This is a genomic window from Hyphomicrobium nitrativorans NL23 (genome assembly GCF_000503895.1).
Taxonomy (GTDB): domain Bacteria; phylum Pseudomonadota; class Alphaproteobacteria; order Rhizobiales; family Hyphomicrobiaceae; genus Hyphomicrobium_C; species Hyphomicrobium_C nitrativorans.
In genome coordinates this window covers 1854950-1875171 of sequence record NC_022997.1, presented here as the reverse complement: position 1 = coordinate 1875171, position 20222 = coordinate 1854950, and the positions used below count along the sequence as shown (strand labels likewise).

The window sequence follows — 20222 nt, the reverse complement described above, 5'->3', positions numbered from 1 at the left end:
GTGAGCATCATGACAGATCTTCTTAGCGCCGTGCGCGCCCGTCTTTCCGCGATGTTCTCCGGCCTCGTCGCCTGGGCGTCCAACCTTTCCGCAGCCAAGCTCGCGTGGGGCGGCCTCGCCCTTGCCGGTGTTTTGCTTCTCTCCGTCAATCTCATTTCGTCGAACGTCTTCGGCAACTGGAAGGCCGACCTGACGGAGGATCGTCTCTACTCGATCTCTCCCGGCTCGGTCGCCGTGCTGCAGGCGATGGACGAGCCGATCGCGGCGCGCGTCTACTTTTCGCGCCGACTTGGCGAACTCGCCCCCTCGCACGCCCGCTATTTCGAGCGCATCCGCTCGATGCTCGAAGAATTCAGCCGCATCTCAGGCGGCAAGCTCCAGGTCGAATATCTCGATCCCGAGCCCTTCTCCGACGCGGAGGACCGCGCCGTCGCCTCGGGTCTGACCGGCCGCCGCCTCAACGCCGAGGGCGAGATGGGCTACTTCGGCCTCTCCGCCACCAACTCGACCGACGGCCATGAGCTGATCGCGTTCTTCTCGCCGGATCGCGAGAACTTCGTCGAATACGAGATCACCAAGCTCATCCATTCGCTGTCGAGCCCGGAAAAGCGCCGCGTCGGCGTCATCAGCGCGCTTCCGCTCGATGGCGGCGAAAACCCGATGACCAAGCAGCAGACGCCCGCTTGGGGGATCATGGCCCAGATCCGCGAGTTCTTCGACGTCGAGAAGCTGGCCGAAGACGTCACCGAGATCCCGAACCGCATCGACGTGCTGCTCGTCGCACAGCCCAAGGGCCTCACCGCTCAGGCCGCCTACGCGATCGACCAGTACGTGCTGAAGGGCGGCAAGGTGGTCGCGCTCATCGACCCGATGCCGGAAGCCTCGCAGTTCCACCTCATGCAGGTGCCGGGCGAAGGCCGCGCGGAACTCACCAAGCTGCTCAAGGCCTGGGGCCTCGAATTCGACCCGACCAAGGTTGCAGCCGACATCCGCAACGCCCGCCGCGTTCAGTTCGGCCGCGGCAGCGAGGGCACCGTCACCGAATTCGTCGCCTGGCTCGGCCTCTCGGGCGACAACATCAACAATCAGGACGTGCTGTCTCAGGGCGTCGATAACCTCAACCTCGCCTCCTCCGGCTACCTGACGCAGGTGCCCGGCGCTTCGACGACGATCACACCGATCCTCACGACGTCCACCGACGCGATGGAGGTTTCGGCGAGCCACACCGGCATGGGCTCCAATCCGCTCGGCCTGCTCCGTGACTACAAGCCGGGTGGCAAGTCGCTGACCCTCGCAGCCCGCGTCTCGGGCGAGGCCAGGAGCGCGTTTCCGGGCGGACAGCCGAAGGACGACACCGATCTCGGAACCGGCGCGGCGGGCGACGCAAAGGATGGCGACAAGACCGAAGAGGCCAAGCCCGCCGCCGAAGCGACGCCCGGCCCGAACCACGTCGCATCCGGCCCGATCAACGCCATCGTGGTCGCCGACAGCGACATCCTCGCCGACCAGTTCTGGGCCGAAACACGCCAGATGATGGGCCGTCAGTTCGTGATTCCTCATGCACACAACGCCGCCTTCATCGTCGGCGCACTGGAGAACCTGACGGGCTCGGACGACCTCATCGCGCTGCGCGGACGCGGCATCAAGGATCGGACCTTCACGCGGGTTGAAGAACTGCGCCGCGACGCCGAGCGTCAATACCGCGAGAAGGAGCAGGCCCTCACCGAGCGCCTTAAGAGCGTCGAGCAGGAACTCGAAAAGCTGCAGAGCGCGGCCGCCGCCGGCAACGTGATCGTCTCCGACAAGGAGCGTGAGGCCATCGACGGCTTCCGCAACCAGATGGTCGAGACCCGCCGCGAATTGCGCCAGGTCAAACTCGCGCTGCGCCAGAACATCGACAGCCTGGACGGCTGGCTGAAGTTCGCGAACATCGCGCTCGTGCCGCTTCTCATTGCGGTGGTCGGCTTGGGTTGGACGGCATGGCGCTCTCGCCGCCGCCCGTCCGCAAAGCCGTAAGACAGACAAGAAAAGCCGGAGATCGAGACCGATGACACCCCGACAGTTCGCCGTCCTGGCAGCAGCGGCCGCGCTTTCGCTCGTCGCGGCAGCCACCGTGTACACGGCCAACGCCCCCTGGACGCTCGGGACCAAGAGCGCAGGCAAAGTGTTGCCCAACCTGGAAGCGGCCGCGCCGAACCTTGCGCGCATCATCATCGAGCAGGGCGGCACCACGGCCACCATCGAGCAATCCGGCGAACGGTGGGCGATCCAAAGCGAGGATGGCTATCCGGCCAGCACGGAGAAGGTTCACGCGTTCGTCAACGCACTCGCTGAAGCCGAGCTTGTCGAAGCCAAGACGGCGATGCCCGACCGCTATCACCTGCTCGACGTAAGCGATCCCGCGAAGGACAACGTCGCCCGCTTGATCCGCCTTGAGGACAAGGACGGCGAAAAGCTCGGCGAGATCATCGCCGGCAAGACCCGCTTCGGCCAGTCCGGCATGACGGTTGCGGGCACGTATGTCCGCCGTCCGGGCGAGACACAGAGCTGGCTCGCGGACGAGCGCATCGTGGGCGGCACCGCGCTGCGCGACTGGGCGGCTCCCCGCGTGTTCGAAGTTCCAACCGAGACCATCGCCAGCGCCACCGTCGAAATTCCGGGCGACCGGAAATACGAAGTGAAGCGCCTCGACGAAGGCAAAGGCCATCAGCTCGCCACCATCCCGGACGGAAAGAAAATCCGCTACATCAACGCCGTCGACAACATCATCGAAGCGTCGTCTTTCCTCGACCTCGACAGAGCCCGCAAGGCAACCGAGGCCAAGGGCGGCGAAGCCGGCACCGTGACGCTCACGCTCGACAACGGCCTCAAGATCGCGATGAGCGTCCGTCGCGAGATGGACGGCGGCTGGGCCAGAATCGAAGCGACCGGCGAGGGCGACGCGAAGACGGCCGCAGACGACATTACAAACCGCGCGAAAGGCTGGGAATTCCAGGTCCACCCGACCAAGGTGCAGACGATCTACAAGAAGCTCGACGAACTCGTCGAGGACGAGACCGCCGAAACCGAAGGCGCGCAGAACCAGATGCCGGGCATGCCCGGTGCGATGCCAGGAATGCCCGGCGGAATGCCCGGTCCGGGTGGCATGCCGGGCGGCGCCTTGCCGCCGGGATTCCCAGGAATGCCCGGTGCAGGCGGACCGCCGCCGGGCGCGATGCCGGGACCAGGCCCCGGAGCGATGCCGCCGCCGCAGCCCTGATCCCGTCCGGGCGTTCAACCGCCGGAGATTGCAGTCAGAACATAAACCTTGAGGCCGTCTCTCAGCGCGGTCTCAAGCGTTGCCCGCCGCCCGCCGACGAAAACGTTGATGTGGCGGCGCACGGCTGGCGTCGAATCCTGCAAGCGATCCCGCATTCCCGGCCAGCGCGCGTCGAGCTGGGCGATCATCTCGCACACCGTCTGCGCCTCGACCGAAAGCTCGCGCGGCGCGTCGGGAAACAGCCCGAGTAAAGCGCGCGGCAATACGACGGTCACCGTCGTATCGACGAGCGGCGAGACACCGTCTTTCTGTTCCAGACCGCGCGCGTTGCTGTCCATCAATCCTCGATCACAAGCGTTTCAACGGACGAAATCGCCGGCAGATGCTGCGCAAGCCGCATCCAGCTCTCGCCCTCGTCGGCGCTGCCGTACAACGCCCCGCCACTTGTACCGAAATAAACGCCCGCCGGCTCCAGCCGATCCGTCGCGAGCGCTTGGCGCAACACGCCGAAATAGGCGTGCTCCTGCGGCAGCCCGTTCCTCAAAGCCGTCCACGAGGCCCCGCCGTCGCGCGTGCGCCACACCGCGGCTTGTGCGTCCGGCATGTAGCGGCCCTTGATGTCGCCGTTGAGCGGCAGCAGAAACAGCGCCTCGGGATCGCGCGGATGCGCAGCGGACGGGAACCCGAACGTGGACGGAAGCCCTGCCTCGATGCTCGTCCACTGCCGCCCGCCGTCGTCACTGCGGTACATGCCGCAATGATTCTGCTGATAGAGCCGTTCGCCGCCGCCCGGCGCAAGAGCGAGGCTGTGCACGCACTGGCCGAATTCCGGGTAGCGCTGATCCTCGGGATTGTAATCGGCACGCGTGCCGCGATTGCGCGGCTCCCACGTCGCGCCGCCGTCTTCCGTGTAAAAGACGCCCGCGGCCGAGATGCCGACCCATAGCTTTTTTGCATCGACCGGATGCGGCACGATGTGATGAAGAATGAGCCCGCCGCCGCCGGGAGTCCACTCGGCGCGCGACGGATGATCGCGAAGACCCGGCACGTGCGACCACGTCTGGCCGTCATCCGTGCTTTTGAAGAGCCCGGCAGGTTCCACGCCGGCATAGAGCACGCCATCGACCTTCGCGAGGCTCCACGCCGCCTTGATCGGTTCCTCGCCTTCCGCATACGCGAGCCCCTCGCTCGAATGCGTCCACGTTTCGCCGAGGTCGGTTGATTTCCACACGGCTGGGCCGAACCAGGCATCCCCAGCCGCGGAATAGATCGTCCCCGTTTCGGCATCGCCAATCGCGTGCTGGATCGGAGACGTTGCGCAGAACGGACCGCTCAAAACCCAATCGCGGCGCGCCGCATCGCTTTTGAGCAGGAACGTCCCTTTTTTGGTACCGACGACAACGAGAACCTGAGCCATCCTACCCCCCTATGCCACGGCCGACAGCCGCGGCGCTTCGACTTTGTCTTTGAGAGCGGCAAGACCCGCTTCGAATTCCGCCCCGCACATCCGATCCATGCCGACGACCACGTCGAGAACCTTAGAGACGAGCGGCATCCGTCCCTCCATCGCCCACGTCACCGTGGTCGCGCCATCGTCGGGAACGAGTGTGAACGTGACCTGATTCACGGCTTTCATCGGCCTCAGCATGGTGAGTTCCATGCCGATACGAGACGGCGCCACCGACTCCGTGATCACGACCGAGCCCGCGCCGACCTCTCTGTTCCCGTCCCAATCGTGCCTCTGCCCAATCCCGCTCAAAGGTCCGGAATAGGTGCTTTTGATGTTGGGATCCTTCCTCTCGAACGGAGACCAGGACGAGAACGCCTTGAGATCGTTGATAAGCGGGAAGATCGCCTCGGGGGCGGCCGCAATGCGCGTCGAGCGCGCAAACCTGAACGTATCCGGCCGGGTCCACGCGTACGCGACGACAGCCCCAGCCAGCGCTGCGAGCCCAGCCGCGATATAAAGAACCGTCTCGATCATGACGCTTTCTCCTTCGTTGCCCGGCCCGGATTGGACTCGGCTACCCTGCAAGGACGGCGCGACTTGGGACGATCCGACATCGACGCAAAAAAATTCTGCACGTCTCCCGTCAATCCGCGCCGGGCGATCCAAGCACCTTTCTCACGGAGCCCGCGGCCCTACGCCCGCATCCAGGCCATCGAGATGCATCCGGATGTGCGCCGCTTCCTGTGCCGTCCGCGCCAGCGCAATGGCCCGGTCGAACGCCTCCCGCGCTTCGGCTGTCCGCCCAAGCTCTTTTAGCAACGCCCCCCGCACGCCGAAGAAGTGGAAGTAGCCCGAGAGTTTGGGCGCCAGCGGTTCGATCATCGCAAGCGCCGCCTCGGCCCCCGCGCACGCGCGACCGCCACCGCTCGGTTCAACGTCACCACGGGTGACGGCTCCATCTGCTCCAACCCGGCATAGAGAAGCTCGATCTCGCCCCAATCGGTCTCGGCAGGCGATGCCGAAGTTGAGTGCAGCGCAGCTATCGCCGCTTGCAACTGATAAGGGCCGGGCTGCCGATGACGCATCGCCTTGTCCAAAAGCGCCTCTCCCTCGGCGATCATGCCGCGATCCCAGAGGCGCCGATCCTGATCGTCGAGCAGCACGATCTCGCCGTTCCCGTCGACGCGCGCCGCCGCCCGCGCATGCTGCAGCAGGAGGAGCGACAGAAGACCCAGCATCTCGGGCTCGGACGGAAACAGCCGCAGCAACAGCCGCGCAAGACGGATGGCTTCCTCCGCAAGCGGGCGCCGAAGTTGCACCTCCCCGCCGCTCGCCGAATATCCTTCGTTGAACAGGAGGTAGACCATGGCCGCCACCGCGCCGGCCCGCTCGCCACGCTCCACCGGCCCTGGCGTTTCGAAGCCGCTCGCCGCCTCCGCAATCCGCCGCTTGGCGCGCGTGATACGCTGCTCCATCGCAGCTTCGCTCACCAGGAACGCGCGCGCGATCTCCTTCACCGAAAGGCCGGACACCACGCGCAACGCGAGCGCGATCTGCTGTGTGGCCGGCAAATCGGGATGGCAGCACGTAAACAGCAACCTCAAGATATCGTCGCGGTAATGCCCATCGTCCAACCGCTGCACCAACGCGTCTTCCGCATCGTCGAGATCGGACAGCACAGCCTCGTCCGGCAGTTCCTCCGAGCGTCGCTCGCGCCGAAGCTGGTCGATCGCCACATTCCGCCCGACCATGATGAGCCACGCGGCGGGATCGCGCGGCGGGCCGTTCTGCGGCCACGTCTTGAGCGCGCGCAGCGACGCCTCCTGGAACGCCTCCTCCGCCCGGTCGAGATCGCGGAAATAGCGGAGCAGCGCAGCCATGACCTGCGGGCGCGCGCCGGTCACGGCCGCGTCGAGCCAGACGAGATCCGTCACGCACCTGCACTCCAATCCACGAAATAGCCGACAGGGCGCACCTCGTACGCTCCACCCGGATTTGCCTCGGCAAGCTCCCGCGTGAACGCGAGCGCCTCTTCGAGACCGGCGCAATCGATCATGAAAAACCCGAGCAACTGCTCCTTGGTTTCCGCGAACGGCCCATCGAGCACGAGCGGCGGATCGTTGTCCTTGCGGACGGTCGTCGCTGCCGTCGTCGGCATCAGCCGGGCGACGGGTCCGAGCTTCCCGGCCTTCGCCCACTTCTCCTGGACGGCGCCTAGCTTGGCCATGACGGCCTCGTCATGCTCACGGCTCCAGGCGCAAACCACATTTTCCGAATGATAACAGAATACTGCATATTTCATCGCGCATCTCCCTGCGGCCATCGCATCCCAAGGACGAACCGGCAGAACCGTTCCCGACGTCCCCAATGGGCCTAACGCGGAAATGGTGCGGCGGAGAGACAGGACCGTAGACCAGGCTCGAAAAAATCCTTGGCCGTTCCTCCGGGAACAGCGGGCGCGCGGCATAGGGCGCAAAGTCTCTCCATCGAAACACACAGGCAGGTCGTGTCGAAGACGCGCCAGGAAAGGGAGAGATCGCCATGACCCTCACGAGCAAGAGCTTCCGCACCGCCCTCGCCGCAGCAGCAGCCGTCCTCGCGAGCGCAACTCCCCAGCAGGCCGCAGCCGTCAGCCTCGGCGTCAAGATGGCCTGCGCCTCGGATTACTACTCCTACTGCAGCCAGCATGGCCTCGGCACACCGGGCGTGCGCAAGTGCATGCGCGCCAACGGCCACAACCTGTCGAACCGCTGCGTCACGGCCCTGATCAAGGCCGGCGAAGTCTCGAAGTCGGAAGTCGAGCGCCGCGTCGCCGCCCGCTAATCGCGGCCAGCAGTCGTTCATCGCTCCCGGACAATCGGGAGCGTCCAGGCCGGGGTGGCTCTCCACGCCCCGGTTTTTTCGTTTGTATCAGACTGATTTATCGAAGAAAAATGGTGCTGCCGGCGAGGATTGAACTTGCGACCTCTCCCTTACCAAGGGAGTGCTCTACCACTGAGCTACGGCAGCTTTTGGCGCGTGGTGCCCTGGAGGGCGATGCACCGCGCGGATCGGCGGGCCCCTTCGGACCGCCCCCGCGCGGCGTGTTTACCCGATTGCTGCGCCGCCTACAATGGGTCTTGCCTCAGCGCGCCGAGGGAAAATCAAACCACCCCTCAGCGCACCGGCAACCTCACCGCTCCGTCGGAAACCACCACATCGCAATCGTCCCGCCCACGGCCGCGGTGGCGACCACCCCCAGCAGGACAGGCCGCGAAAGGCCGACAGCCAGCGCCGTCACCAGCACAGAGCCCCACGCGCAGGCCAGCGCAAACAGCTTGATCTCACGCCGGATGGTGCGTCGCTCCTCGAACCGGCGCGCCTCGGCGAGCGCGGTGCTGAGCAAAGGCGTACGCTCAAGCAGACCGAGCAGACGCTCGCTGGAGCGGGCAAACGCCCAAAGCGCGACCAGGAGGAACGGCGTCGTCGGCAATCCCGGCAGCAGAGCGCCGAGAAACGCCAACAGCGTCGCAACGCTTCCAATCGTCATGTAGGCGAGTTTCTGCACGAAAACCTCAACTCCCGGCCGCGTCGGCCCTAACCCGACATCTGGGGTCGGCATAGCGAACCGCCAACCCATAAACCGAAGGCCAGCCCGCCGCCACGATTGAGAGCGCGGCGTCGAGCCGCTACCATTTCCCGGTTCGGCAGGCGCAGCGCCGGACCGAGCCGGATCGGCGAGGCGCCATCGGTCTCGACCCGAAGCCAAAGCCGCATGCGCCGATCGAACGTTGATCTTCGTCAACTTCCGGCAAAGAAACGCGTCTCTATAAAGGTCCGTGCGGCGTACAATCGGCCGCCTCAACCCGACGCCCTCAATCGACAGCCCTGGAGCCAGAAAAGATGTACAAACACATTCTGATCGCCACCGACGGTTCGGAGCTGGCCCAGAAGGCCGTCGCCCAAGGACTTGCCATCGCCAAGGCCCTCGGCACGAAAGTAACGGCGATCAACGTGTCGGAGCCGTGGGTTGCCGTGGCGCCCGGCGAGGTCGCGATGGCGTTTCCGATCAAGGACTACGAAGAGAGCGTCGTGGCGAACGCGGCCCGCATCCTGTCCGCGGTGGAGACGGAGGCCAAGGCGCTCGGCGTCGAGTGCAACACGCTCCACGTGAAAGACCAGTTCCCGGCCGAAGGCATCATCGAAACTGCCGACAAGCTCGGATGCGATCTGATCGTCATGTCCTCGCACGGCAGGCGCGGCCTCATGCGCTTCCTGCTCGGCAGCCAAGCGAACAAGGTGCTCACGCACAGCACCACGCCGGTCCTGATCTGCCGCTAGACCATGATCGCTTCGGACCCTACCAGCCTGAAGCGTGATAGTCGGGCTCACCGAAGAGCCCCGGAGCGTGATCCTTTTCGATCGAACACGGGCACACTCTAAGCGGCGGTCGCCGCCCCGTGCTCGGTGATCTTTTTGAGGAAAGGACCGAGCTCTGCCGCGGGCTTCGGCCGCGAGAAATGAAAGCCCTGCAGGCTCGCGCATCCCATGCTCCGGAGCAGGATCGCCTGCTCGTCCTTCTCCACGCCCTCGGCGGTCGTGGAAAGGCCCAGGCTGCGCGCAAGCTGGACGATGGCCTGCACGATGGACAGGCTGTCCTTGTTCTCTTCCATGTCGGTGACGAACGATCGGTCGATCTTGAGACGGCCTATCGGATACGCCTTGATATGCGAAAGCGAAGCGTAACCCGTGCCGAAATCGTCGAGCGCGATTTCGACGCCAAGTTCGGCAAGCCGCTGTAGTGCGTCGCTGACGTGTTGCGTCCCGCTTCCGAGGAAGACGTGCTCCGTCACCTCGATACAGATCCGCTCCGGCGCAACGTTGTAATGGTCGAGACGGCTCTTGAGATGAGACGCGAAGCAGCGGAACGCGAAGTCCGCCGACGTCACGTTCACGGCCACACGGCCGAACGCGACCCCTTCCGCCTGCCAGGCCGCAACCTGCTCCAATGCGAGATCGATGACGCGCACGCCGATGGCAGCCGCCACGCGCGGCTCTTCCAAAACCTCTTCGAAGAAGCCCGGCGTGAGCAGGCCATGCACAGGATGCTGCCACCTGAGAAGGGCTTCGAATGAAGGCGGATCCGACGGATCGGCAGGGATGATGGGCTGGAAGAAGAGGACGAATTCTCCGCGCTGCAATGCTTCGAGCGCATCTTCCTGCATTTCGACCCGGCGATTGATCGCAGCACGCAGATCGGGCGTAAACTGGCCGATGTGTCCGCGCCCCACGCTCTTCGCACGATAGAGCGCCAGATCCGCATTCTTGAGCAGATCGCCCGGCTCCACCGCGTCGCGCGGATAGACCGTCACACCGAAGCTGGTCGAGCAGAACCGCATCGCGCCCGCAATCTTTACGGGCTCGGACAGAAACCGTTTGACCCGCGCCAACGTCACTTCGATCTCGTCGACCTCACGATGCCCGCCGATGAGCACGGCAAATTCATCGCCCCCGAGGCGAGCGATATTGGCGGTGCTGCCGAGCATATCTTCGAGGCGGCGCGCAACGATCTTCAAGAGTTCGTCGCCTGCCTCATGGCCCAGCGTGTCGTTGATCTCCTTGAAGTTGTCGATATCGATCAGCGTGACGGCCAAGAGGTCGCCATTCGCATCGGCGGTTCCGATCGCATCCCGCAACGTTTCGCCGAACAGCAGACGGTTCGGCAGGCCGGTCAGGCTGTCGAGCTTCACGAGCTTCCACAGGTCGTCCTGCATCTTCTTGCGTTCGGTGATTTCCTCCGTGAGCATGATAAGCCCGCCCACGGTCTGATCGGGCAGATACCACGGGCGCACTTCCCAGCGCAGGATGTTCTCCGATCCGTCCGCCCGTTGGAAGCGTTCCTCCTCACAGCTCTCCGTAGCGCCCGCGAGAATCCGGCTATGCTTGTCCTTCCAGCACTGCGGAATCTCGGGAAACACGTCGTAGTGACTGCGCCCGACGAGCGACTTTTCTTTGAGCCCATAGTCGTGCAGCCAGTGGTCCGTATGCGCGACATAGCGCATCTCGGTGTCGAACATCGCCACCGCAGCCGGCACATGCTTGATAAAAGCCTCAAGACGCGCATGCGCGCGTTTGAGCTCCTGCTCCGCACTCCGCTGCTCGGTCACGTCGACACCGATCGTGCTCAGGCATTCGAGTTCGCCGCGAGCATTGCGCCAGGGCACGAAGATGGCCTTGACCCAAAGCGGCTGTCCGTCCTTACCCTGATCGCAATATTCGCCCGACCATGTTTTCCCGAGCCGCACGGTCGCCCACATGTCCGAAAGTTGCTCAAGATTGCAAAGCCCGGACCCGGCACCGTCGACCACCCGGCGAGCGAACTCGTCGCTCGAATAGCCGGTGCGGTTCAGCAGATTCTGATTGGCTTCGCAAAAGCGGCCTGACGCGTCGATCTTCGACACAAGAAAATGCTCGTCGAGCATATGCCGGTAGGAACTCACCTCGCGCTCGAAGTCGTCGGCGCGCGACGTCTCGTCCCTGGCAAACGCAACCGAAACCGCCGCGACGAAAACGGTGAGCATACAGACCAAGGAAATGGCGAAGACAGAAGGGTGGAAATCGGCAGCGATCAAAACAGCGAAGTTGAAGACTGCAAGCGCCGCCAGCACGACGATCAGCCCAGGAACAATCCATCCCCGCACACGCGCGATAAGCAGATCTATTTGCGGCCACGAACCGCTTCGCGTTTGAGTACACATAGTTCAGAAACGATGCCGAGTATGATTCTGACGAATTTCTTCCCTAACCCACAAAAACGTACGGTCGGATACTTAAAAAATATGCACTCAGCCGACATTTCGGGCGCTTTAGTCGCGCAAAAATGCGTTGACGGGAGACGCAAAGCCGTTCAACGGCGAAAATCTGCGCGAATTGCAGAGGGAACTTGAAACCGCCGGGATGAATCAGCGCGCGAACTGGATCGCCAAAAACGTCAGTGCAGAGAGCGTTGCAGCCGCGGGAACCGTGATGACCCAGGCTGCGGCGATCGCCATGAGATGGGATCGGCGGACAAGCTTTCGACGCCGAAACTCCTCCTGATCCACCGGAGCGAGCTTGTTAGGGTCATGGGGGACCCCGTGCGCTCGAACGAAGTGGCGGCGGCGCCGGCTGTGCACGGTCCAGTATTCGCGGAAGAAGCCGACCCCGAAGATCGCGCCCACGGCTATATGGGTGGAACTCACGGGCATACCGAACCAGGACGCCACGATCACCGTGATCGCCGCTGAAAGCGCCACGCAGAATGCCCGCATAGGGTTCATCTTGGTAATCTGTTCACCGACGAGACGGATCAGGCGCGGGCCGAACAGCAAAAGGCCAAGGCTGATCCCGACGGCACCGATCATCATGGCCCAGAGGGGGATCGCCACATCCGAACCGATCGGGCCCTGGTCGGCAGCATGAAGGATCGCGGCCAGTGGCCCCACCGCATTGGCGACGTCGTTGGCGCCATGACCGAAGGAAAGCAGCGCCGCCGAGCAGATGAGTGGCAGATGAAACAGCCGCCGTAGCGACTGGTTTCGGTTTTCCATGCCCTCCGACTGGCGGCGGATCAGCGGCTTTACGACTGCATAGACCACTGCGAACACCGCAACAGAGAGCGCCGCAACTGCGGCGGGGCTTGGCTTCCAGATGCGCCCGAAGCCCTTCACCACCAGGTATCCGCCGAACACCCCTGCCATGACGGCCGTGAGAACGGGCACCCAGCGCCGGGCCGCAGCGATCTTATCCTCCCGGTAGATGATCATGACTTTGATGAAGGCGAGCAGCAGAGCCGCGATCACACCGCCTAGCACGGGGGAGATCACCCAGCTTGCCGCGATGGCCCCTAGCACCGGCCAGTTGATCGGCTCCATCCCCATCGCCGCCAAAGCCGAACCCAGCACCCCTCCGACGATGGCGTGGGTGGTGGAAACCGGGGCGTTGAGCACCGTCGCCAAATGCACCCAAACCGCCGCCGCCAACAGCGCCGACATCATGATCCAGATGAACACGCCGCTATCGGGCACCGACGCGGGATCGACGAGCCCCTTCGAAATGGTCTCGACCACCTCGCCACCGGCGATCAGGGCCCCGGCACTTTCGAACACGGCCGCGATGAGCAGCGCACCCGTCATGGTGAGCGCACGCGCGCCGACCGCAGGCCCGACATTGTTGGCCACGTCGTTCGCGCCGATGGTGAGCGCCAGATAGGCCGCAATGACGGCCGCGGCGACGATCAGCAGCCCGCTGGGCGCCGAGCCGATATGGTACGTCGCAAAACTCCCCGCGAAGACCAGAAAAATGAGCGCGATCCCCGGCCCCAGGAAGCGCAGCGTCAGCGAGCGGGTGACCTGCCCGACCTGCTCGATCTTTCCGAGATCTTTATCGAGCGTCAGCTTCCTTACGCGGCGCGGCCGGATGGCTCCCCGCGCACGGCCCTGCTCCGCCATCCCGTCCCCCGCCCGTCACTTTGTTAGAAGCGGTCTTACGGGAGGCCGTCTGGAAAGACAAATCAAACGATTAGCCTGTCATAAACCCGGCACGGAGAGCGCCCGGCGCTGCGCAGGCCGCCCTCCAAAGGCTCATTTCACAAAGGAAAAAAGAAGCCCGATTGCCGCCTCGCGCCGGACTGATCGAAAACGTCGCAGCAAACGTAAATGAGTTGTTACGACGGGAACAGACGGACGTGAACGAAGTTTTACGTTTCAATCGATAGGCTTACCTGCGTCCGGTGAAGCCAAATATGACTTGATTAAGGCAGGGCCGGTTTATACATGCCGGTAGAGTAAGGAGTAGCGTGCGATGGCGACCATGTGCCGGTCGGAAGAGTTCATGGATGTGCGGGGCGGGTTTGAGAAGCTCAACCCCGGCGCGCTTCATTCCGGCAACGTCCTCCAAAGCGTCGCGACGGGTGCAATCCTCTTCCAGGCGGGCGACGAACGGACGCTTTACCGCGTCGAGCGCGGCGCCATCTGCCATTACGTCCTTTGGGCGGACGGCCGCCACGAAGTGATCGAATTCGCGTTCCCCGGCGACATTATCGGCCTCGGCCATCTCGACATTCATTCAACGACGGGCCAGGCCATGGTCGACACCGTTGTGAGCGTGGTATCCGAAGACGAGTTGAAGGATGCGCTCGATCACGACGACCGGCTTTCGTTTCGGATGACCGCCGCAGTGGAACGGGAATTCGATTATCTGCGCGAGCAGACCGTTCGCCAAGCTTCCATTACGCCAACCGCACGCGTTGCAAATCTCCTGCTCGCGCTTTCGGGGCTCAATGTGAGCGAAGGGCGAAACGGCACTTTGATTTCCGACGACCTCACTGCCGGCTTCGTCGCCGAGCGGCTCGATATGAGCATCGAGAACCTGAGCGCCGCGCTTTTGAACCTGAAAATTCAGGGCGCCGTACGGGACACGCCCCGCGGCCTCGAAATCGTCGACATGCCGATCTTGCACCGCTTAGCCGACGCAGCCTGAGATCCGGCTCGCTCGAAATCGATAAGCTGGCCGCGCGGGCATTTCGCCCGCGCGATTTTCGCGGCCGTCCCCAAATCCTTTGATCCCCGTCAAGCGAGAGACGCCAGGCCCGGGTATGTCCTTGCCCCCGGTGCCAATCCATGCATGAAAGCCCGCCAGAGCCCAGTTAACGCAGGGGAGCCAGCATGTCCGTTCTCGATCAGCCCAGCGCAGCTCCGCGCAAGAAGATCGGCAATCTGCTCGTCGAGACCATCCTCGATGTCACGCATTACACCGGCACGCTTTTCAGCTTCAAAACCACCCGCTCGCCGGCCTTCCGTTTCGAAAGCGGCCAGTTCACCATGATCGGCCTGGAGGTCGACGGCCGCCCGCTCCTGCGCGCCTACAGCATGGCGAGCGCCATCTACGACGACAATCTCGAATTCTTCTCGATCAAGGTCGCCGACGGTCCGCTGACCTCGCGCCTCCAGCACATTCGGCCGGGCGACGAGATCCTGATCGGCCCCAAGCCCACCGGCACGCTCGTCAACGGCTACCTCCGGCCGGGGCGCCGCCTCCTGCTTCTCGCGACCGGCACCGGCTTCGCCCCGTTCTCAAGCCTGCTCCGCGACCCCGAAACCTATGAGCGCTATGACACCATCGTAATGGCTGTCGGCTGCCGTACCGTCGACGAACTTGCCTTCGCGAACAGCGTTGTCGGCGCGATCGAAAACCATGAGCTTCTGGGCGAACTCGCAACAGGCAAGCTCCACTATTATCCGACCGTCACCCGCGAGGCGTTCCGCAACACGGGCCGCGTGTCCGATCTCGTGGCGAGCGGAAAGCTCTTCGCCGATCTCGGCCTTGCCCCGCTCGACCTCGAAACGGACCGCGTGATGATCTGCGGCAACCCCGGCCTCATCACCGACGTCTCGGCGCTCCTCGGCGCACGCGGGTTCGAGGAAGGCAGCAGCGGCAGCCCCGCCGACTTCGTCATCGAGAAAGCCTTCGTACAGCGCTGAAGGCTTCCACGCCCATCGCACGGAACAGGACCGCACGCCTCTCCGTTAACGACTCCGTCACGGACCTTACACACATGTAAAGTCAGGGCGTTTGCGCCTCGGAGACGAGGGCGATAGCGTCGTCGTGAAAAAAGCCGAATGGAGGAACCGATGTCCACATCCCTGAAATCCGAACGGAGCGTTCTGAACCACGAGGAATATCAGGCGGTGCTGGCCACGCACCACCCGGACATTTACGGTCTCGACGGCAAGGGCCTGCACGCAGCGCGCGTGCGCTTGCGCGATCTGCGCGACAAGGAGCGCACCCTTGCCCGTCAGAAGCGCCGCGAAAAGCGCGGCAAGGCTGAAGCCCGCGGCGGGAGCTTTCCAGGCACGGCCGACCAGCCGCAGCGGCGCAAACAGATCTTCGCCGCCGCGATCAAGCGCGTGAACAAGGAGCTGGATCGTCTCAACAAGCTGGAAGCCCGCGAAGCGAATATCGACGCCGCTCATCGCGCCCTTGCCCTCAAGCGCGCCAACAAGTTCGTGCATCATCCCTCATCCGACAAGACGCCGGATGAAGGCATGAACCCGATCAACAATCGGCGCCGCCGGACGAAAGTGCCGCCGGATCAGATCGGCAGCGTCTCGCAACGCACGAAGGCGGCGCAGGCCCGCCGCGACGCGCGCGGCGCATGAAGCGCTTCTCAGCGGCAGCCATTTGAGAGAAAACTTATGGATCGCATCGGCGCAGTTCTCCTCGCGGCCGGTGCGTCCCGCCGCTTCGGCGACGACAACAAGCTCGTCGCCGATCTCGACGGCGAGCCTCTTGTTCGCCGCGTCGCTCGCATCCTGGCGGAGAGCAGCGTCGGCGATGTCGTCGTGGTGACAGGGCACGATAGAGAGACCGTGGAAGCGGCACTCGACGGTCTCTCCTTCCGCTTTGTCCATAACGAGGACTGGTCTTCCGGCATGGGCCGCTCCATCGCCCGCGGCATCCGTGCGTTGCGGCCGGATACGCCCGCCGCCTTCGTCGTTCCCGGCGACATGCCGTATCTGACTGTTACGCTGCTCCAAGCGCTCGCCGGGCGTTACGCGGACGCCGAGGGCCGCCGCATCGTCGTACCGACGACCGAAGACGGCAACCAGCGTAACCCCGTCCTCTGGCCGCGGCGCTACTTCGACGACCTCGCAAGGCTCGACGGCCCGGAAGGCGGCAAGGCCCTTCTCAAACGCCATTGGTCGGAAGCGCTTCTTGTCCCCGTCGCGGACGAGGCGGTTTTCTCCGACATCGACACGCCAGCCGATCTCCCCAAACCCTAGGTCGTGATCGCTTCGGACCCTATCAGTCCGAAGCGATCATGGTCTCATCAAAGATGATAGAGCGTCCGATCCGATTCCGTCGGATCGGAAAACGCTCTAGAAAGGAGAACCCCTCCCAGGCTTCATCTTCTGAAAGCAGACCACACGGATCGCACAGCCGGAGCGAGGCCTTAACCGAGGTCAACCCTGAACTCAGAGCACGATTGTCAACGTCGCGGATCAAGGGCTAAACATCGCCCATGATTTCCGATGAAACACACCCTCCACCGCCGCAATCCGAAATGACCGATACCGCATGGCTCGGCACCGCCTGTCCGCGCCCCTCGGAGACGCACCGAAACGCTGCCGAAGCCCGTCAGAATACCCTCACCAAGCCGCCCGGCTCCCTCGGTGCGCTCGAACGGATTGCGATCCAGCTCGCGGCCCTTCAGGAGACGGAGCGCCCATGCGCCGATAACGTCCAGATCGTCCTTTTTGCAGGCGACCATGGCGTGACGGCTCAAGGTATCTCTGCCTTTCCCTCTGCGGTCACGGTCGAGATGCTGCGCAACTTCGCAAGCGGCGGCGCGGCGATCTCGGTCCTCGCGCGCAAGCTGGACGCCCGCTTGGAGGTTGTCGACGCAGGCACACTCGCAACGTCGGAGGTCGCAGGCGTCGTAACCGACAAGCCCTGCCATGGCACACGCGACTTCGCAACCACCCCGGCAATGACACCGGACGAGACCGCATTCGCGTTCGATACCGGCCGCCGCGCCGTAGCGCGCACCGTGGATCGTGGCGCCCATCTTCTGATCTTCGGCGAGATGGGGATCGGAAACACCACATCCGCCGCAGCGGTCGCCGCGGCCCTGCTCGGAAAAGCGGCGAACGATCTCGTCGGCGCGGGAACGGGCCTCGACAGCGACGGCATCCGCCACAAAGCCCGCGTCATCGACGCCGCACTCGATCTGCATGGGCTCAAGGCGCCGGACGTTCCGGCGGCGGATGTGCTGATGAAAGTCGGCGGCCTGGAAATCGCGGCGCTCGCAGGCGCCATCGTCGCCGCCGCGCAATCCCGAATTCCCGTTCTCGTGGACGGCTTCATCGTCACGGCAGCGGCGCTCGCAGCGACACGCCTCAATCCGTCGTGCGCCGACTGGCTCATCTATTCGCACCGCTCCTCGGAGCAGGGCCACCGCCTCATCCTCGAAGCGCTCGACGCCGAGCCTCTTCTCGATCTCAAAATGCGCCTCGGCGAAGGATCGGGTGCAGCCGTGGCCCTCTCCGTCGTGCGGCTCGCCTGTGCGTTGCACGGCGAGATGGCCACCTTCGCGGAAGCGCATGTCTCAGAGTCCCTCTAATGCGCCTCGATCTCATCCGCCACGGGCGAACGAACATGCCGGGCGTGCTGCTGGGACGCACAGATGCAGCCGCGACGGACGCATCGGCCGCGGATCTCATCCGGCAAACCGAGGGCCGCATCTGGTCCGCCATCGTGGCGACCCCGCTTCGCCGCTCGCACGCGTTCGCCGAGCGCCTTGCCCGCGATCGTGGCCTTCCGCTCAGGATTGACAGCGACTGGCGCGAGCTCGACTTCGGCGATTGGGACGGAAAGCCCATTGAGGAATTGCGAGCCGATCCTGTCGTCGCGGCCCATCTCGACGCTTTCTACCGTGACGCCGAAGCTCCGGCCCCTCCGGGCGGAGAAAGCTGGCGCATGCTCGAAGCCCGCACGCTGCGCGCACTGAACCGGCTGCTCGACGCCGACCCAGCAGAGAGTACGCTCGTTGTCGCGCACGGCGGCCCCATCCGCGCCACTCTTTCGCTCGCCTGCGGTTTGCCCTTTGCCTCGACGTGGGCCTTCCGCGTCGACTACGCAACGCGCATCACGCTTGAAATCGGACGCGGAGCCGGAGCGAAGATCTGGGGCGAAATCGTCGAGGTGGCGCAGCCATGACCTTCCGCACCTTCGTCCACGCGCTCCAGTTTCTGACCCGCCTGCCCGCGCCGGCGCTCGCCGAATTCGATCCGAAAGATCTTTCGCGCTCGGCCGTCTGGTTTCCTTTGATCGGACTGATCGTCGGCGCGTTCGTCGCATTCGGCGTGTGGTCAGGCGGCCATGTTTCTCCGTGGGTCGGTGCGCTCGTAGGGCTCGTGATCTGGGTCGGCATCACGGGCGCACTCCATCTCGATGGACTGGGCGACGTCGCCGACGGTCTCGGCGCCGCGCACCGCGATCCCAACCGCTTCCTGGAGGTCCTGCGCGATCCCCACGTCGGCGCGTTCGGCGTGATCACGATGGCGTTGCAGCTTATCGCGAAGCTCGTCCTCCTCGCCGAGGTGCCTGCGTCGAACGCCTGGGCGCTCGCCGCGCTGCTGCTGATCCCGGCCTGGGCAAGGTGGGGCACGCAAGTCTGGAGCCTTGCCGTGCCGCCGCTCGCCAAAGGATCGGGTGAACGCTTCTCATGGCAGATCAGCAAGCCCGTCGTGGCCGCTGAAGGCCTCGTTCTCGCGGCCGTGAGCGCGTGGGCGGCGCCGGCGCTCCTCGGCGCATTGCTCATCGTGCCGCTCGTCGCCGTCTACTGGAAAGCGCGTCTTGGCGGCATCACGGGCGATTGCCTCGGCGCAAGTGTCGAGATCACCGAAACGCTCCTGTTGCTGCTTGTTGTCATCGCCATTGCGCTCGCGCGTTAGAACGGCGTGCGCTCTGCGTAACACGCAGCCTCCAGCGCCCGTTCGAGGCGCTTCCACTCAGCCTCGGACCCCGGCAATCCGAAGCGCAGCCACGTCGGCGCATACGAAAACTCCCGCACCAGAAGTCCCGCGCGACCCAGCGCCTCCGCGACGCGCGCAGCCTCGGGATGCGAGGCGAGCCGAAACAGCGACGTTCCCCCAAGAACGGTCAAGCCGTTGGCTTCGAGTGAACCATCGAGCCGCTTCGCCGCGAGATCGAGCGCTGCACGCGACGCATTGAGCCAGGCATCGTCCGCAAGCGCGGCCGCGCCGATAGCAAGAGCCGGTCCGGAAACAGCCCACGGCCCCATCGCCTCACGGATACGCTGGGCCATGTCACCCTGCGCAATCGCAAAGCCGAGACGCACGCCCGCGAGCCCGTACATCTTGCCGAGCGAGCGCAGCACGACCGTCGATGGCGGCAGATCCGGCACGACACTCGCGCTCTGAGGCGCGACGTCCGCGAACGCTTCGTCCACGACGAGCAATCCGCCGGCTGCGTCGAGGCGCACCGCGACCTCGCGCAGCGTATCCGGCGGCACGATGCGCCCGGTGGGATTGTTCGGATTGACGACGACCACGACGTGGGCCCCGCGCGCCGCATCGGCATCTGCCACGTCCATGACGTCATGCCCCGCCTGCCGCCAGGCCGCGGCGTGCTCGCCATAGGTCGGCCCCAGCACGGCGACACGGGAAGACGCCACGAGACGAGGAAGCACTTGAATGAGCGCCTGCGTCCCCGGCGCGCATACGACAGCGTCCGGCGATGCGGCACCATAGCGGCGCGCCGCAGCCTCCTTCAGCCGCCGCTCGTCCGAACGCATCGGCAGGCGTGTCCAAAGCTCCGGCGCAAGCTCCGGCAACGGATAAGGCACGGGGTTAATGCCCGTCGAAAGATCGATCCAGGGCAGCCGCGCGTTGGGAAACCGCGCACGCGCCCGGTCCAAATCCCCGCCGTGCGCGACGGGTTCCGGCCGGCCGTGCCTCATGCTAGCACGAC

General features: G+C 64.6%; 19 protein-coding genes, 1 tRNA gene and 1 pseudogene. 11 read left to right on the top strand and 10 right to left on the bottom strand.

The genetic code is table 11. The features are described 5' to 3' along the window. Nucleotides 1–9 precede the first annotated feature (9 nt). Together W911_RS08690 and W911_RS08685 are read left to right on the top strand one after the other, a co-directional pair. Nucleotides 10–2016, top strand: coding sequence for a GldG family protein (locus W911_RS08690; protein ID WP_023787171.1), 2007 nt, complete (start codon nt 10–12; stop codon nt 2014–2016). A gap of 31 nt (nt 2017–2047) precedes the next feature. Beyond that, nucleotides 2048–3259: a DUF4340 domain-containing protein gene (locus W911_RS08685; RefSeq protein ID WP_023787170.1), complete on the top strand. Its 1212-nt coding sequence runs from the start codon at nt 2048–2050 to the stop codon at nt 3257–3259. Between the two features lie 14 nt (nt 3260–3273). Here W911_RS08685 and W911_RS08680 read toward each other — a convergent pair whose 3' ends face one another. The 5 genes and pseudogenes from W911_RS08680 to W911_RS08660 all read right to left on the bottom strand — a co-directional run bounded on the left by W911_RS08680 (nt 3274) and on the right by W911_RS08660 (nt 7011). Continuing rightward, nucleotides 3274–3597: a MoaD/ThiS family protein gene (locus tag W911_RS08680; protein WP_023787169.1), complete on the bottom strand. Its 324-nt coding sequence runs from the start codon at nt 3595–3597 to the stop codon at nt 3274–3276. Then, nucleotides 3597–4676 (bottom strand): WD40/YVTN/BNR-like repeat-containing protein, encoded by a 1080-nt coding sequence (locus W911_RS08675; RefSeq protein ID WP_023787168.1) that lies wholly within the window; start codon nt 4674–4676, stop codon nt 3597–3599. Before W911_RS08675 ends, W911_RS08680 begins: the two co-directional genes overlap by 1 nt. 9 nt (nt 4677–4685) lie before the next feature. Then, nucleotides 4686–5243, bottom strand: coding sequence for an SRPBCC family protein (locus tag W911_RS08670; RefSeq protein WP_023787167.1), 558 nt, complete (start codon nt 5241–5243; stop codon nt 4686–4688). A gap of 141 nt (nt 5244–5384) precedes the next feature. Then, nucleotides 5385–6643 (bottom strand): annotated as a pseudogene (locus W911_RS08665) (RNA polymerase sigma factor). Then, nucleotides 6640–7011 carry a YciI family protein gene (locus tag W911_RS08660; RefSeq protein ID WP_023787166.1) on the bottom strand — a complete coding sequence of 124 codons (372 nt, stop codon included), beginning with the start codon at nt 7009–7011 and terminating at the stop codon, nt 6640–6642. Before W911_RS08660 ends, W911_RS08665 begins: the two are co-directional and overlap by 4 nt. Nucleotides 7012–7250: 239 nt before the next feature. Here W911_RS08660 and W911_RS08655 point away from each other — a divergent pair, with 239 nt between their 5' ends. Next, nucleotides 7251–7532, top strand: coding sequence for a hypothetical protein (locus W911_RS08655; protein ID WP_023787165.1), 282 nt, complete (start codon nt 7251–7253; stop codon nt 7530–7532). A 111-nt stretch (nt 7533–7643) separates the two neighbouring features. Here W911_RS08655 and W911_RS08650 read toward each other — a convergent pair. Both W911_RS08650 and W911_RS08645 read right to left on the bottom strand, forming a co-directional pair. Continuing rightward, nucleotides 7644–7718: transfer RNA gene (locus tag W911_RS08650), tRNA-Thr, on the bottom strand. A gap of 163 nt (nt 7719–7881) precedes the next feature. Further along, nucleotides 7882–8256 (bottom strand): YbaN family protein, encoded by a 375-nt coding sequence (locus tag W911_RS08645; RefSeq protein WP_023787164.1) that lies wholly within the window; start codon nt 8254–8256, stop codon nt 7882–7884. A 335-nt stretch (nt 8257–8591) separates the two neighbouring features. Here W911_RS08645 and W911_RS08640 point away from each other — a divergent pair, with 335 nt between their 5' ends. Beyond that, nucleotides 8592–9029, top strand: coding sequence for a universal stress protein (locus W911_RS08640; protein ID WP_023787163.1), 438 nt, complete (start codon nt 8592–8594; stop codon nt 9027–9029). A gap of 98 nt (nt 9030–9127) precedes the next feature. Here W911_RS08640 and W911_RS08635 read toward each other — a convergent pair whose 3' ends face one another. Then, nucleotides 9128–11389 carry a sensor domain-containing protein gene (locus W911_RS08635; protein ID WP_023787162.1) on the bottom strand — a complete coding sequence of 754 codons (2262 nt, stop codon included), beginning with the start codon at nt 11387–11389 and terminating at the stop codon, nt 9128–9130. A gap of 261 nt (nt 11390–11650) precedes the next feature. Beyond that, nucleotides 11651–13177, bottom strand: a complete 1527-nt coding sequence (locus W911_RS08630) for an inorganic phosphate transporter (protein ID WP_023787161.1) — start codon at nt 13175–13177, stop codon at nt 11651–11653. 352 nt (nt 13178–13529) lie between these two features. On the opposite strand from W911_RS08630, the gene W911_RS08625 reads away from it, so the two are divergent. The 7 genes from W911_RS08625 to cobS all read left to right on the top strand — a co-directional run bounded on the left by W911_RS08625 (nt 13530) and on the right by cobS (nt 19183). After that, nucleotides 13530–14207 carry a Crp/Fnr family transcriptional regulator gene (locus W911_RS08625; RefSeq protein WP_023787160.1) on the top strand — a complete coding sequence of 226 codons (678 nt, stop codon included), beginning with the start codon at nt 13530–13532 and terminating at the stop codon, nt 14205–14207. A gap of 227 nt (nt 14208–14434) precedes the next feature. After that, entirely contained in the window at nt 14435–15208 is a 774-nt protein-coding gene (locus tag W911_RS08620) for a ferredoxin--NADP reductase (RefSeq protein ID WP_041318116.1), read from the top strand. Nucleotides 15209–15358: 150 nt separating this feature from the next. Beyond that, complete coding sequence (locus W911_RS08615) at nt 15359–15886, top strand: hypothetical protein (protein ID WP_041318114.1); 528 nt, start codon at nt 15359–15361, stop codon at nt 15884–15886. A 36-nt stretch (nt 15887–15922) separates the two neighbouring features. Then, entirely contained in the window at nt 15923–16510 is a 588-nt protein-coding gene (locus tag W911_RS08610) for a nucleotidyltransferase family protein (RefSeq protein ID WP_023787157.1), read from the top strand. A 281-nt stretch (nt 16511–16791) separates the two neighbouring features. Then, nucleotides 16792–17850: a nicotinate-nucleotide--dimethylbenzimidazole phosphoribosyltransferase gene (gene cobT / locus W911_RS08605; RefSeq protein WP_023787156.1), complete on the top strand. Its 1059-nt coding sequence runs from the start codon at nt 16792–16794 to the stop codon at nt 17848–17850. After that, the gene (locus tag W911_RS08600; protein WP_023787155.1) at nt 17850–18446 is read left to right on the top strand and encodes a histidine phosphatase family protein; all 597 of its coding nucleotides are present in this window, start codon (nt 17850–17852) and stop codon (nt 18444–18446) included. The genes cobT and W911_RS08600 overlap by 1 nt, the downstream gene beginning before the upstream one ends. Further along, nucleotides 18443–19183 carry an adenosylcobinamide-GDP ribazoletransferase gene (cobS, locus tag W911_RS08595; RefSeq protein ID WP_023787154.1) on the top strand — a complete coding sequence of 247 codons (741 nt, stop codon included), beginning with the start codon at nt 18443–18445 and terminating at the stop codon, nt 19181–19183. The genes W911_RS08600 and cobS overlap by 4 nt, the downstream gene beginning before the upstream one ends. On the opposite strand, the gene cobD is transcribed toward cobS, so the two are convergent. After that, nucleotides 19180–20211: a threonine-phosphate decarboxylase CobD gene (cobD, locus tag W911_RS08590; protein WP_023787153.1), complete on the bottom strand. Its 1032-nt coding sequence runs from the start codon at nt 20209–20211 to the stop codon at nt 19180–19182. The two genes, cobS and cobD, sit on opposite strands and share 4 nt — an antisense overlap. Nucleotides 20212–20222 lie beyond the last annotated feature (11 nt).

Excerpts from the sequence above, each read along its gene's own strand:
- W911_RS08690 (WP_023787171.1), top strand. The coding sequence starts at position 10 with ATGACAGATCTTCTTAGCGCCGTGCGCGCCCGTCTTTCCGCGATGTTC.
- W911_RS08680 (WP_023787169.1), bottom strand. The coding sequence starts at position 3,597 with ATGGACAGCAACGCGCGCGGTCTGGAACAGAAAGACGGTGTCTCGCCG.
- W911_RS08600 (WP_023787155.1), top strand. The coding sequence starts at position 17,850 with ATGCGCCTCGATCTCATCCGCCACGGGCGAACGAACATGCCGGGCGTG.
- cobS (WP_023787154.1), top strand. The coding sequence starts at position 18,443 with ATGACCTTCCGCACCTTCGTCCACGCGCTCCAGTTTCTGACCCGCCTG.
- W911_RS08685 (WP_023787170.1), top strand. The coding sequence starts at position 2,048 with ATGACACCCCGACAGTTCGCCGTCCTGGCAGCAGCGGCCGCGCTTTCG.
- W911_RS08615 (WP_041318114.1), top strand. The coding sequence starts at position 15,359 with ATGTCCACATCCCTGAAATCCGAACGGAGCGTTCTGAACCACGAGGAA.
- W911_RS08675 (WP_023787168.1), bottom strand. The coding sequence starts at position 4,676 with ATGGCTCAGGTTCTCGTTGTCGTCGGTACCAAAAAAGGGACGTTCCTG.
- W911_RS08610 (WP_023787157.1), top strand. The coding sequence starts at position 15,923 with ATGGATCGCATCGGCGCAGTTCTCCTCGCGGCCGGTGCGTCCCGCCGC.
- W911_RS08625 (WP_023787160.1), top strand. The coding sequence starts at position 13,530 with ATGGCGACCATGTGCCGGTCGGAAGAGTTCATGGATGTGCGGGGCGGG.
- W911_RS08670 (WP_023787167.1), bottom strand. The coding sequence starts at position 5,243 with ATGATCGAGACGGTTCTTTATATCGCGGCTGGGCTCGCAGCGCTGGCT.
- W911_RS08660 (WP_023787166.1), bottom strand. The coding sequence starts at position 7,011 with ATGAAATATGCAGTATTCTGTTATCATTCGGAAAATGTGGTTTGCGCC.
- cobD (WP_023787153.1), bottom strand. The coding sequence starts at position 20,211 with ATGAGGCACGGCCGGCCGGAACCCGTCGCGCACGGCGGGGATTTGGAC.
- W911_RS08655 (WP_023787165.1), top strand. The coding sequence starts at position 7,251 with ATGACCCTCACGAGCAAGAGCTTCCGCACCGCCCTCGCCGCAGCAGCA.
- W911_RS08640 (WP_023787163.1), top strand. The coding sequence starts at position 8,592 with ATGTACAAACACATTCTGATCGCCACCGACGGTTCGGAGCTGGCCCAG.
- W911_RS08630 (WP_023787161.1), bottom strand. The coding sequence starts at position 13,177 with ATGGCGGAGCAGGGCCGTGCGCGGGGAGCCATCCGGCCGCGCCGCGTA.
- cobT (WP_023787156.1), top strand. The coding sequence starts at position 16,792 with ATGACCGATACCGCATGGCTCGGCACCGCCTGTCCGCGCCCCTCGGAG.